At 63.0% G+C, this 12,997-nt stretch carries 13 protein-coding genes; 6 read left to right on the top strand and 7 right to left on the bottom strand.

Features of this window, described 5'->3' with window-relative positions; translation table 11 throughout:
- Positions 1 to 20: 20 nt before the first annotated feature.
- The 5 genes from rng to mreB form a co-directional block, all read right to left on the bottom strand.
- Positions 21 to 1,478 carry a ribonuclease G gene (rng, locus tag ABOA88_RS23290; RefSeq protein WP_196167723.1) on the bottom strand — a complete coding sequence of 486 codons (1,458 nt, stop codon included), beginning with the start codon at positions 1,476 to 1,478 and terminating at the stop codon, positions 21 to 23.
- 54 nt (positions 1,479 to 1,532) lie between these two features.
- The gene (locus tag ABOA88_RS23285) at positions 1,533 to 2,132 is read right to left on the bottom strand and encodes a Maf family protein (RefSeq protein WP_367851399.1); all 600 of its coding nucleotides are present in this window, start codon (positions 2,130 to 2,132) and stop codon (positions 1,533 to 1,535) included.
- 33 nt (positions 2,133 to 2,165) lie between these two features.
- Entirely contained in the window at positions 2,166 to 2,654 is a 489-nt protein-coding gene (gene mreD, locus ABOA88_RS23280; RefSeq protein ID WP_043213239.1) for a rod shape-determining protein MreD, read from the bottom strand.
- Complete coding sequence (gene mreC / locus ABOA88_RS23275; RefSeq protein ID WP_230387530.1) at positions 2,654 to 3,667, bottom strand: rod shape-determining protein MreC; 1,014 nt, start codon at positions 3,665 to 3,667, stop codon at positions 2,654 to 2,656. Before mreC ends, mreD begins: the two co-directional genes overlap by 1 nt.
- A 210-nt stretch (positions 3,668 to 3,877) precedes the next feature.
- Entirely contained in the window at positions 3,878 to 4,915 is a 1,038-nt protein-coding gene (gene mreB, locus ABOA88_RS23270) for a rod shape-determining protein MreB (protein ID WP_003255163.1), read from the bottom strand.
- Between the two features lie 201 nt (positions 4,916 to 5,116).
- On the opposite strand from mreB, the gene gatC reads away from it, so the two are divergent.
- The 6 genes from gatC (at position 5,117) to ABOA88_RS23240 (ending at position 10,334) form a co-directional block, all read left to right on the top strand.
- A complete protein-coding gene (gatC, locus tag ABOA88_RS23265) occupies positions 5,117 to 5,404 on the top strand; it encodes an Asp-tRNA(Asn)/Glu-tRNA(Gln) amidotransferase subunit GatC (RefSeq protein WP_043213235.1) in 288 nt (95 codons plus the stop codon).
- A 15-nt stretch (positions 5,405 to 5,419) separates the two neighbouring features.
- Entirely contained in the window at positions 5,420 to 6,871 is a 1,452-nt protein-coding gene (gene gatA, locus ABOA88_RS23260; protein WP_196167725.1) for an Asp-tRNA(Asn)/Glu-tRNA(Gln) amidotransferase subunit GatA, read from the top strand.
- An 11-nt stretch (positions 6,872 to 6,882) separates the two neighbouring features.
- Positions 6,883 to 8,328: an Asp-tRNA(Asn)/Glu-tRNA(Gln) amidotransferase subunit GatB gene (gene gatB, locus ABOA88_RS23255; protein WP_043213231.1), complete on the top strand. Its 1,446-nt coding sequence runs from the start codon at positions 6,883 to 6,885 to the stop codon at positions 8,326 to 8,328.
- Between the two features lie 141 nt (positions 8,329 to 8,469).
- Positions 8,470 to 8,844 carry a septal ring lytic transglycosylase RlpA family protein gene (locus tag ABOA88_RS23250; RefSeq protein ID WP_196167726.1) on the top strand — a complete coding sequence of 125 codons (375 nt, stop codon included), beginning with the start codon at positions 8,470 to 8,472 and terminating at the stop codon, positions 8,842 to 8,844.
- Positions 8,845 to 8,905: 61 nt separating this feature from the next.
- Positions 8,906 to 9,949, top strand: coding sequence for a calcium/sodium antiporter (locus ABOA88_RS23245; RefSeq protein ID WP_196167802.1), 1,044 nt, complete (start codon positions 8,906 to 8,908; stop codon positions 9,947 to 9,949).
- Between the two features lie 10 nt (positions 9,950 to 9,959).
- Positions 9,960 to 10,334: a carboxymuconolactone decarboxylase family protein gene (locus ABOA88_RS23240; protein ID WP_043213226.1), complete on the top strand. Its 375-nt coding sequence runs from the start codon at positions 9,960 to 9,962 to the stop codon at positions 10,332 to 10,334.
- Between the two features lie 122 nt (positions 10,335 to 10,456).
- Here ABOA88_RS23240 and ABOA88_RS23235 read toward each other — a convergent pair whose 3' ends face one another.
- Positions 10,457 to 11,815 (bottom strand): amino acid permease, encoded by a 1,359-nt coding sequence (locus tag ABOA88_RS23235; protein ID WP_196167727.1) that lies wholly within the window; start codon positions 11,813 to 11,815, stop codon positions 10,457 to 10,459.
- 54 nt (positions 11,816 to 11,869) lie between these two features.
- Positions 11,870 to 12,811, bottom strand: coding sequence for an AEC family transporter (locus tag ABOA88_RS23230; protein WP_196167728.1), 942 nt, complete (start codon positions 12,809 to 12,811; stop codon positions 11,870 to 11,872).
- Between the last annotated feature and the right edge of the window lie 186 nt (positions 12,812 to 12,997).

Here is a 12,997-nt window from a genome sequence, read left to right as displayed (position 1 = left end):
CATAAAGGTTTCAGAACGAGTCAGAGCAGCACCACATCGTATTGTTCCTGCGAGTACATGGATTCGACCTGGAAGCGAATGGTCCGACCGATGAAGGCCTCCAGTTCGGCAACGTTGCCGGACTCCTCGTCCAGCAGTCGATCGACGACTTTCTGATTGGCCAGAACCCGGTAACCCTCGGCCTGGTAGGCCCGGGCCTCACGGAGGATCTCCCGGAAAATTTCGTAACACACGGTCTCGGGCGTTTTCAGCTTGCCGCGCCCCTGACAGGCAATGCAGGGCTCGCACAGCACCTGCTCGAGGCTTTCACGGGTACGCTTGCGGGTCATCTGCACCAAGCCCAGCTCGGTGATGCCGATGATGTTGGTCTTGGCGTGATCCCGCTCGAGCTGCTTCTCCAGGGTGCGCAGCACCTGGCGCTGATGCTCCTCGTCCTCCATGTCGATGAAGTCGATGATGATGATCCCGCCAATGTTGCGCAGCCGCAGTTGCCGGGCAATGGCAGTAGCCGCTTCGAGGTTGGTCTTGAAGATGGTCTCTTCGAGGTTACGATGGCCGACGAAGGCACCGGTGTTGACATCGATCGTGGTCATCGCCTCGGCAGGATCGACCACCAGATAGCCACCGGACTTGAGCGGCACCTTGCGCTCCAGGGCGCGCTGGATCTCGTCCTCGACGCCATACAGGTCGAAGATCGGCCGCTCGCCCGGATAGTGTTCAAGGCGGTCGGCGATCTCGGGCATCAGTTCGGCGACGAACTGCGTGGTTTTCTGGAAGGTTTCCCGAGAATCGATGCGAATTTTCTCGATCTTCGGATTGACGAGGTCACGCAGGGTGCGCAGGGCCAGCCCCAGATCCTCGTAAATGACCAACGGGGCGCCGCACGTCTTGATCTGGCTGCCGATCTGCTCCCACAGGCGACGCAGGTAACGGATGTCCTGGAGGATTTCGTCGGTCCGGGCGCCCTCGGCGGCTGTGCGCAGGATGAAGCCACCAGCGTCCTTGATGTCTTCTTTTTCCACGCAATCGCTGACCACTTGCTTGAGGCGCTCGCGCTCGGCCTCGTCCTCGATTTTCAGGGAAATGCCCACGTGGCTGCTGCGTGGCATGTACACCAGGTAGCGCGACGGGATCGACAACTGGGTGGTCAGACGGGCGCCCTTGGTGCCGATCGGATCCTTTGTCACCTGGACCACCAGCGCCTGGCCTTCATGGACCAGGGCGGTGATGTTCTCTACCGCCGAACCTTCGCGCTGGGAGATTTCCGAGGCGTGGATGAAGGCAGCGCGTTCCAGGCCTATGTCGACAAAGGCCGCCTGCATGCCCGGCAGGACGCGCACTACCTTGCCCTTGTAGATGTTGCCGACAATGCCCCGACGCTGGGTGCGCTCGACGTGTACCTCTTGCAGTACACCGTTTTCCACCACTGCCACACGTGATTCCATCGGGGTGATGTTGATCAGGATCTCTTCACTCATGGCAGGCTCTCGTCAAAGGTCTTCGGTAATGATGGATCGCGGTCAGGTAGCTGGCTAGCGCGGCGCTGGAACCTCGTACTGTTGCCAGCAGGCAATCGCGAACTGCCCGAGCAGATCGGCCGTTTCGCTCAAAGGCAGGCCGACCACGGCCGAGTAGCTGCCGGTAAGACCGGTGACGAAGACCGCGCCGAGGCCCTGGATGGCATAGCCACCGGCCTTGTCCTGCGGTTCGCCGCTGGCCCAATAGCGCGCGGCCTCGCTTGCGCCGATCGCACGGAAACGCACGGTGCTCGCCACACAGGCACTCAGGCACCGCTGGCCATCGGTCAAGGCGATGGCGGTGAGCACCTGGTGCTCGCGATCGGAAAGTTCGGCTAGCATGGCCAGGGCATGTTCGCGGTTTTCGGGTTTGCCGAGGATGCGGCCATCGAGCACCACGGCAGTGTCCGCCCCCAGCACCACCCCAGCGCCTTGAACCTGGGCAAGGCCTGCAGCCGCCTTGGCCCGGGCCAGACGCTCGACATAATCGGCAGCGCCTTCGCCTGGCAAAGGAGTTTCATCGATGGGGGCAGCGACCAGGGTGAACGGGACGCCGATCTGGGCCAGCAGTTCACGACGGCGCGGCGAGCCTGAGGCCAGGTACAGCGGGGTCATGTCGACATCTCCCTGTCAGATTCGGCGTTGCCGTCAGTTGATGTGCAAGCGTCGGCGCAAATCGCGCAGGGCAAAGCTGATCCATGGCCAGAGCAAGGCACTGATGACCGCCGACCAGACCAACGCAAGCGTGGGCAGGCGGTTACCGGTCAGGGCACTGAGCCATAGCTGGATCAACTGGGCGATGCCGAAGATCACCAGGATCACCAGGCTCTGCTGCCACATGGGATACATGCGCAGGCGCTGTTGCAAGGACAGCACCAGGAAGGTGATCAGCGTCAGGATCAGGGCGTTCTGTCCCAGCAGGGTGCCGTACAGCACGTCCTCCGCCAGGCCGAGAATGAATGCGGTGGTCATGCCGACCTTGTTCGGTACCGCCAAGGTCCAGAAGGACACCAGCATGGCCAGCCACATGGGCCGGAACACTTCCATGAACTGGGGCATGGGAGAAACGCTGAGCAACAGGCCGATGATGAATGTCAGCCAGATCACCCAGCCGTTCTTGCTGCGGGAGCGAGCCATCATTGTCTCCGGGAGGGGGTCGGCGCTGCGGGAGCCGCTGCCGGCGTGACAGGGGCAGCAGCAGGTGCGGGGACCGCCGGCGCAGAGGGGGCAGTCACAGGGGCCGGTGTCGCGGCAGGCGTGCCCTGCCCGCCTTCGCCCTGGCCATTGGTGCCCGTCGCGCCTTTGCGATCGGCCTCTTCCTGGGCGATCCCGGCATCGGTAGCACGCTGCTCGGCCGTGCGTCGGTCGCTGAACACCAGCAACATGTAGCGGCTGCGGTTGAGCGCGGCGGTGGGAATCGCGCGCACGATCGCAAATGGCTGACCGGAATCGTGGATCACTTCGTTGACCGTGGCCACCGGGTAACCTGCCGGGAAGCGCTGGCCCATCCCGGAGCTGACCAGCAGGTCGCCCTCCTTGATGTCAGCCGTGTCGGCCACATGACGCAGCTCCAGACGCTCCGGGTTGCCGGTGCCGCTGGCGATGGCCCGTAGGCCGTTGCGGTTGACCTGTACCGGAATGCTGTGGGTGGTGTCGGTCAGCAACAGAACGCGCGAGGTATAAGGCATCAGCTCGACCACCTGGCCCATCAGGCCACGCGCATCGAGCACCGGCTGACCGAGAAACACGCCGTCGCGCTCGCCCTTGTTGATGAGAATCCGGTGGGTGAAGGGGTTGGGGTCCACGCCGATGAGCTCGGCCACCTCGACCTTCTCGTTGACCAGCGCCGAGGAGTTCAGCAACTCGCGCAGCCGCACGTTCTGCTCGGTCAGGGCCGCCAGCTTCTGCAGGCGCCCTTGCAGCAGCAGGGCTTCGGTCTTGAGTTTTTCGTTTTCCGCGATCAGTTCGGTACGGCTGCCGAACTGGCTGGCCACACCCTGCCACAGGCGCTGCGGCAAGTCGGTGACCCAATAGGATTCCATCAGTACCAGCCCCATCTGGCTGCGCACTGGCTTGAGCACCGCGAAGCGCGAATCGACCACCATCAGCGCGACCGACAGCACCACCAGTACCAGGAGACGAACGCCCAGCGAGGGGCCCTTGGAGAAAAGCGGTTTAATGGGCCGTTCCTCGTGGACGACGATTCAGGAGGTCATTGGACATGAGCAATGCACCGGCCTGCTTGCGGGTTGACGGAAACGACGCCCGGACGGACGCCAGCCCAGCGCATACAGGTAGCACTGTGCGTGCTACCTGTAAACCGGGCGAATACAATCCATGCGTGCATGGGCCGTATGGGATCACTCGCTGGAGAGCAGGTCCATGGCGTGCTTGTCCATCATCTCCAGCGCACGACCACCACCGCGGGCGACGCAGGTCAGAGGATCTTCGGCGACGATCACGGGCAGGCCGGTTTCCTGGGCCAGCAGCTTGTCGAGGTCGCGCAACAGCGCACCACCGCCGGTCAACACCAGGCCACGTTCGGCGATATCCGAGGCCAGCTCTGGCGGCGACTGCTCCAGGGCGCTCTTGACCGCCTGGACGATGGTTGCCAGGGATTCCTGCAGGGCTTCGAGCACCTCATTGGAGTTGAGGGTGAAGGCACGCGGCACGCCTTCTGCCAGGTTACGGCCACGAACGTCGACTTCGCGAACTTCGCCGCCCGGGTAGGCGGTGCCGATTTCCTGCTTGATGCGCTCGGCGGTGGATTCGCCGATCAGGCTGCCGTAGTTGCGGCGCACGTAAGTCACGATGGCTTCGTCGAAGCGATCACCACCTACCCGTACGGATTCGGCGTAGACCACACCGTTCAGGGAAATCAGGGCGATCTCCGTGGTGCCACCGCCGATGTCCACGACCATCGAGCCGCGGGCTTCCTCTACCGGCAGGCCGGCACCGATGGCTGCGGCCATCGGCTCTTCGATCAGGAACACCTCACGGGCACCGGCCCCCAGGGCAGACTCGCGAATGGCGCGGCGCTCTACCTGGGTCGATTTGCACGGCACGCAGATCAGCACACGCGGGCTGGGCTGCAGGAAGCTGTTCTCGTGAACCTTGTTGATGAAGTACTGCAGCATTTTTTCACAAACGCTGAAATCGGCGATCACGCCGTCCTTCATCGGACGAATGGCAGCGATGTTGCCAGGCGTACGGCCGAGCATGCGCTTGGCCTCGGTGCCGACCGCGACAACGCTTTTCTGGTTGCCGTGGGTACGAATGGCAACGACCGAGGGTTCATTCAGGACGATACCGCGCTCACGCACGTAGATAAGGGTGTTGGCAGTACCCAGGTCGATGGACAGATCGCTGGAAAACATGCCACGCAGTTTCTTGAACATGGGAAAGTGACCCTAGGCAAAGCGTGGGTAAAAAAGTGCGGCAAACTCTAACAATGGCGGGGATTTTGGGCAAGGAGCCAATATGTTAAATTGGCAGTTTTTCCGAGCACGCCAGCAGATGATCGCGGCCGTATGACCATCAATAGGCTGGCATGTTCCTCACCACGGACCCTATCCGTTCCGTTTTTCCTGGAGATCCCCATGGCGCTTCAACGCTGCGACGTGGAAAAGATCGCCCATCTGGCCCGCCTGGGCCTGAATGAAGGCGAACTGCCACGCATTACCGATGCCTTGAACAGTATTCTCGGGCTGGTCGACCAGATGCAAGCCGTCGACACCAACGGCATCGAACCCCTGGCCCACCCTCTGGAGGCCAGCCAGCGTCTGCGCCCCGACCAGGTTACCGAAAGCAATCAGCGTGACCGCTACCAGGCCATCGCCCCGGCGACCGAAAACGGCCTGTACCTGGTTCCGAAAGTCATCGAGTAAGGGAAACAGCCTGCCATGCATCAATTGACCCTGGCCGAGATCACCCGCGGACTCGCCGACAAGTCGTTTTCCTCCGAAGAGCTGACCGGCGCCCTGCTGGCGCGCATCAAGCAGCTCGACCCACAGATCAACAGCTTCATCAGCATCACCGAAGAGCTGGCCCTGCAACAGGCCCGCGCCGCCGACGCCCGTCGCGCCGCTGGCGAGAACAGCCTCCTGCTCGGCGCGCCGATCGCCCACAAGGACCTGTTCTGCACCAACGGCATCCGCACCAGCTGTGGCTCGAAGATGCTCGACAACTTCAAGGCGCCCTATGACGCCACCGTGGTCGCCAAGCTGGCCGAAGCCGGCATGGTCACCCTGGGCAAGACCAACATGGACGAGTTCGCCATGGGCTCGGCCAACGAATCCAGCCACTATGGCCCGGTGAAGAACCCCTGGAACCTCGAGCACGTCCCCGGTGGATCTTCGGGTGGTTCCGCCGCCGCAGTGGCCGCGCGCCTGCTGCCGGCCGCCACCGGCACCGACACCGGCGGCTCGATCCGCCAGCCGGCTGCACTGACCAACCTCACCGGTCTCAAGCCGACCTACGGTCGCGTCTCGCGCTGGGGCATGATCGCCTACGCCTCGAGCCTCGACCAGGGCGGCCCGATGGCTCGCACCGCCGAGGACTGCGCCCTGCTGCTGCAAGGCATGGCCGGCTTCGACGCCAAGGACTCCACCAGCATCGACGAGCCGGTGCCGGACTACACCGCCAGCCTGAATGCACCGCTCGAAGGCCTGCGCATCGGCCTGCCGAAGGAGTACTTCGGTGCCGGCCTCGACCCACGCATCGCCGACCTGATCCAGGCCAGCGTCAAGGAGCTCGAAAAGCTCGGCGCGGTGATCAAGGAAATCAGCCTGCCGAACATGCAGCACGCGATCCCGGCGTACTACGTGATCGCCCCAGCCGAGGCCTCCTCCAACCTGTCGCGTTTCGACGGCGTGCGCTTCGGCTACCGCTGCGAGGAGCCCAAGGACCTCACCGACCTGTACAAGCGCTCCCGCGGCGAAGGCTTCGGCATCGAAGTGCAACGGCGCATCATGGTCGGTACCTACGCCCTGTCGGCTGGCTATTACGATGCCTACTACGTCAAGGCACAGCAGATCCGCCGCCTGATCAAGAACGACTTCATGGCTGCCTTCGAGCAGGTCGACGTGATCCTCGGCCCAACCACGCCGAACCCGGCCTGGAAGCTCGGCGCCAAGAGCAGCGACCCGGTCGCCGCCTACCTGGAAGACGTCTACACCATTACCGCCAACCTGGCCGGTCTGCCGGGCCTGTCGATGCCAGCCGGCTTCGTCGAGGGCCTGCCGGTCGGCGTGCAGCTGCTGGCCCCGTACTTCCAGGAAGGCCGCCTGCTCAACGTCGCGCACCGCTACCAGCAAGTCACCGACTGGCACACCCGCGCCCCTAACGGCTTCTGAGGAATTCACACATGCAATGGGAAGTTGTGATCGGGCTGGAGATTCATACCCAGCTCGCCACCCAGTCGAAGATCTTCTCCGGCAGCGCCACCACCTTCGGCTCCGAACCGAACACCCAGGCCAGCCTGGTCGACCTCGGCATGCCCGGCGTACTGCCGGTGCTGAACCAGGAAGCCGTGCGCATGGCCTGCATGTTCGGCCTGGCAATCGACGCCGAAATCGGCAAGCGCAACGTGTTCGCACGCAAGAACTACTTCTACCCAGACCTGCCCAAGGGCTACCAGATCAGCCAGATGGACCTGCCGATCGTCGGCAAGGGCCACCTGGACATCGCCCTGGAAGACGGCACCATCAAGCGCATCGGCATTACCCGCGCGCACCTGGAGGAAGACGCCGGCAAGAGCCTGCATGAAGACTTCAGCGGCTCCACCGGCATCGACCTGAACCGCGCCGGCACGCCACTGCTGGAAATCGTCTCCGAACCGGACATGCGCAGCGCCAAGGAAGCCGTGGCCTACGTCAAGGCAATCCACGCCCTGGTACGCTACCTGGGTATCTGCGACGGCAACATGGCCGAAGGTTCGCTGCGCTGCGACTGCAACGTTTCGGTCCGCCCGAAAGGCCAGACCGAATTCGGCACCCGCTGCGAGATCAAGAACGTCAACTCGTTCCGCTTCATCGAGCGCGCGATCAACAGTGAGATCCAGCGCCAGATCGACCTCATCGAGGACGGCGGCAAGGTTGTCCAGGAAACCCGTCTGTACGACCCGAACAAAGACGAAACGCGTTCGATGCGCAGCAAGGAGGAGGCCAACGACTACCGTTACTTCCCCGACCCGGACCTGCTGCCAGTGGTCATCGAGGACGCCTTCCTCGAAGCCACCCGTGCCAGCCTGCCGGAACTGCCGCAGCAGAAGGTCGAGCGTTTCCAGAGCCAGTACGGCCTGTCGGCCTATGACGCCAACGTGTTGGCAGCCAGCCGTGAACAGGCCGACTACTTCGAGGAAGTCGCCCGCATCGGTGGCGACGCCAAGCTCGCCGCCAACTGGGTGATGGTCGAGCTGGGCAGCCTGCTCAACAAGCTGGGTGTGGAGATCGACCAGGCCCCCGTCACCGCCGAACAGCTCGGCGGCATGCTGCTGCGCATCCGCGACAACACCATCAGCGGCAAGATTGCCAAGACGGTGTTCGAGGCCATGGCCGCCGGTGAAGGCGACGCTGACAGCATCATCGAAAGCAAAGGCCTCAAGCAGGTCACCGACACCGGTGCGATCGACAAGATGCTCGACGAGATGCTCGCCGCCAACGCCGAACAGGTCGAACAGTACCGCGCCGCCGACGAGGCCAAGCGTGGCAAGATGTTCGGCTTCTTCGTCGGCCAGGCAATGAAGGCGTCCAAGGGCAAAGCCAATCCGGGGCAAGTGAACCAATTGCTCAAAGCCAAGCTCGAAGGATGACCTGAAAAGCGGCGAGGGCCCTGCCCTCATTCGCGGGGAAATCCGCTCCCACCGTTGCAGCGCTGCTCTGGCGTACTGCTGCGTACCCATTGGGAGCGGGTTTACCCGCGAATGGCCGTGAGCCTCACTGGAGCTTTCGACGTGATCAAGCGTTCCCTCGGCACCCTCGCCCTCTTCTCCCTGCTGGCCGGCTGCGCCAGCCACGATATCGATTCCCGCGGTTACGACCAGACCGGCACTGCCTCCTATTACGGCTCCCGCCACCACGGCAAACGCACCGCCAGCGGCGAACCCTTCAACCAGCATGGCCTGACCGCCGCCCACCGCAGCCTGCCTTTCGGCAGCCGGGTGCTGGTGACTAACCTGGCCAACAAGCGCAGCGTCGTCGTGCGCATCAACGACCGCGGTCCGCACACCCGGGGCCGACTGATCGACCTGTCACGGGCTGCAGCAGAAAAAATCGGGATGATCCGTAGCGGAACAGCGCGAGTCCGGGTACAAGGGCTGAGCGACTGATCTGACAGGAGTCTCGACCATTTTCGACCTGGCCACCCTTCCCACTTTCAGCCTCCTGCAACTGGGCCTGGGCCTTGTGCTGCTCATCATCGGTGCCGAGTTGCTGGTGCGCGCCGCCTTGCGCCTAGCCTCGCGCCTGCACGTTCGACCGCTGATCATCGGCCTGAGCCTGGTGGCCTTCGGCAGTACCGCGCCGCAACTGACCGTGAGCCTGCAAGCGGCCTATCAGGGCGCACCGGACGTCGCGGTTGGCAGCGTGGTCGGCAGCAATATCTTCAATGTGCTGGTGATTCTCGGCCTGGCTGCGCTGATCATCCCTCTGCGTGTTTCCCGGCAGTTGGTGCGCCTGGACATCCCACTGATGATCGCCGCCAGCGCCTTGGTCTATCTGCTGGCAATCAACGGACAGTTGGGGCGGCTCGAAGGCCTGCTGCTATTGCTTGGCCTGCTGGGCTATCTGGCCATGCTCTGGCACCAGTCACGCCACTACGCCCGTACCTACCCGGCCCCCGAGGCCATTCACAGCAGCGCCCCACGCTTCTGGAGCGGCGCCGCGCTGCAAGTACTTTTCGGCCTGGGGCTGCTGAGCCTGGGAGGTCACCTGCTGCTGGAGGCGGCGGTCGAGGTCGCAACCGATCTGGGCCTTTCCGAGCGGATCATCGGACTGACGGTCGTCGCTGTCTGCACATCGCTGCCCGAACTCGCTGCAGCACTGATCGCCGCCCTGCGAGGCGAACGGGAAATCGCCGTAGGCACAGTGATCGGCAGCAACCTGTTCAACCTGCTGGCCGTGTTGGGCCTGACTGCCTTGGTCACCCCGACCCCGTTGTCGATCTCACCCAATGCCTTGGACTTTGACTTGCCGGTGATGCTGGGCGTCGCCGCGCTGAGCCTGCCGGTGTTCTATTCCGGCTACCGGGTCACCCGCGCCGAAGGCCTGGTGTTCCTTTGCCTGTATCTGGCCTATGGCCTGCATGTGGTGGCGTTCACCACCGGCATGCCGCTGGCTGGCCGCCTGGAGCGGCTCATGCTGTTCTACGCACTGCCCGTGCTCGGCCTGGTGCTGCTGTACACCACGGTACGCGCCTGGCGCCGTCAACACTAAGGAATTGGATATGACCGACTCGAGAAAATCCGGGGAGCAGATTCGCCGCCAGGTCATGGGCGATGCGTTCGTCGACCGGGCACTGAACAACGCCACCGACTTCACCCAGCCGTTGCAGGACTTCGTCAATGAACACGCCTGGGGCAGCGTCTGGGCCCGTGAAGGACTGCCACTCAAGACCCGCAGCCTGATCACCCTGGCCGCCTTGACCGCCCTGAAGTGCCCTCAGGAACTCAAAGGCCATGTCCGTGGTGCATTGAACAACGGCTGCACTGTGGAAGAGATTCGCGAAGCGCTGCTGCACTGCGCGGTGTATGCGGGGGTGCCGGCGGCGATCGATGCGTTCCGCGCGGCACAGGAAGTGATCGACAGCTACGAAGGCTGAAGCTGTCCTGCCCCGCCCAGCCGCTTCGTGATTAAACCCGCGCCCACAGGTAGTGCGCTGCTTTCACTCAAGGCGCAACACTTATGGGAGCGGATTCATCCGCGAAGAGGCCGTCGAGGTTTTTATCTGGCCTGGCGAGCCTTCTTCAACTTGAAGGCCACCCACAACACCGCGATCCACAGCGGGATCAGCATCACGGAAATGCGGATCGGCGGCGTCAGGTACATCACCACCAGGATCAACACAATGAATGCCAGGCACAGGTAGTTGGTCAGCGGGTGCCCCAGACTGCGGTAGAACGGCTCGATGCCCGCCGCCAGCTTGGCCTTGCGGAACTTCAGATGGGTGATGCTGATGCTCGCCCAGTTGATAACCAGTGCCGATACCGCCAGCGCCATCAGCAAGCCAAAGGCCTCTCCTGGCATCAGATAGTTGATCAGCACGCACAACCCGGTCGCCAGCGCAGAGACACCCAGCGCGGTCAACGGCACACCCCGGCGGCTGACTTTCAGCAGTTGGCGCGGGGCATCGCCCTGGCTGGCCAGGCCGAACAGCATGCGGCTGTTGGCGTATACGCAGCTGTTGTACACCGACAGCGCAGCGGTAAGTACCACGATGTTGAGGATGGTCGCCACCAGGTCGCTGTCCAGTTCGTGGAAGATCATCACGAACGGGCTGCCGCCTTGCACGACTTTCTGCCAAGGGTAGAGCGACAACAGCACCGCCAGGGCGCCGATGTAAAAGATCAGGATGCGATAGACCACCTGGTTGGTGGCCTTCGGGATGCTTTCACGCGGGTTGTCCGCTTCAGCAGCGGTGATCCCCACCAGCTCCAACCCGCCGAAGGAGAACATGATCACCGCCAGGGCCATGATCAGCCCGGTGATGCCGTTGGGGAAGAACCCACCGTACTGCCACAGGTTGGCAACACTGGCGTCCGGCCCGCCATGGCCACTGCCCAGCAGCCAGGCACCAAAGCCGATCATGCTGACGATGGCCACCACCTTGACCAGGGCGAACCAGAACTCCAGTTCACCGTAGACCTTCACCTGGGTCAGGTTGATGGCGTTGATCACCACGAAGAAGATCGCCGCTGTGGCCCAGGTGGGGAAATCCGGCCACCAGTACTGCACGTAGATACCTACGGCCGTGAGTTCGGCCATGCCGACCAGCACGTATACCACCCAGTAGTTCCAGCCCGAGACAAAGCCTGCGAACTCGCTCCAGTACTGGTGGGCGAAGTGGCTGAAACTGCCGGCGACGGGCTCTTCGACCACCATCTCGCCGAGTTGGCGCATGATCAGAAAAGCCATCAGGCCAGCGATGGCATAGCCCAGCAGCACGGACGGGCCGGCCAACTGGATGGTCTGGGCGATTCCCAGGAAAAGCCCGGTGCCAATGGCCCCGCCCAGCGCGATAAGCTGGATATGGCGATTCTTCAGCCCGCGCTGCAACCGCTCGGGCGTGCTCTGGTCTTGCATGAAGTGTCCTCAATTCGGGAGGCAGTGTTGTTGGTATTGTTTGCAGTCAAGGATCTAGATCCATCCGCCCCACTGCAAGATGAAAATGCCGATATTGGTGGTGATCGCAGCAAGTAGCGTAGTAATCACGATGATCGAGGCTGCCAGCTCATGATTGCCATTGGCGGCCCGCGCCATCACGTAGCTGGCAGCGGCGGTCGGGCTGCCGATGTAGAGGAACAGGATACCCAGTTCCGCCCCTCGGAAACCCCATAACCAGGCCCCTAGCGTACCGAGCAATGGTAGCCAGACGACCTTGACCAGGCTGGCATCGATGGCCAGCCTGCCGCTGTCACGCAGCGCCGCAAGGGATAAGGTACCGCCGATGCAGATCAGCGCCAGCGGCAGGGTCATCTGCGCCAGGTAGTCGCTGGAGGTGAGCAACCAGTTGGGCAATGGAATCTGGGCGTAAGCCATGGGGGCGGCGAGCAGCACGCTGATGATCAGCGGGTTGCTCAGGATGCTCTTGCAGATGCTCCAGGGGTCGGACTTCAGGTCAGGGCTGTAGACCGCCAGGACCACCGCCGACAGGGAGTTGTACAGGAGGATTACCAGCCCTGCGAGCACTGCCCCCAAGGAAATGCCGTAGTCACCGTACAGACTGGCCGCCAGGGCCAGGCCGATCACACCGTTGTTGCCGCGAAAGGCACCCTGGGTATAGATGCCACGGTCGGCAGACGGACAGCGCCAGATGGCCAGGCCCCAGGCCATGGCGAAGCCTGCCAGGGTGGCAATGATGAAATAGACCAGTACCCCGGGTTTGACTGCGGTGGCGAGGTCGGCGTGATAGATACCCAGGAACAGCAGGGCCGGCATGCAGACATTGAAGACCAGGGCCGAGGCGACCTTGATGAAGCTGTCGTCGATCAGGCGGATGCGTTTGAGAAGCACGCCCATGAACAGCATGGCGAACACCGGGGCCGTGATGTTCAGCGTCTGGATGAGGAGGGCGAGCATTGCGGGTCCTGGGGGGGTTGCCGTTAGGGGGCTAATGATACGCGAGCCGTGGGAGTTGCGGGGAATTGGCGGTGATTTAGGAAGCTTCCTGCAAGTTGGGCTTTCAGGCTGGGTGAATATCCGGGTTTGGTGGTGGCGCCACCGGCGCTTTTCGCCTTTACGGCGACCTACTTTTGCTCTTGGGCA

It is taken from the genome of Pseudomonas sp. PKS, assembly GCF_051913525.1.
GTDB classification, from domain to species: domain Bacteria; phylum Pseudomonadota; class Gammaproteobacteria; order Pseudomonadales; family Pseudomonadaceae; genus Aquipseudomonas; species Aquipseudomonas guariconensis_D.
Note: the sequence above shows the minus strand (reverse complement) of the source record. Positions and strands in the feature narration are given on the sequence as shown.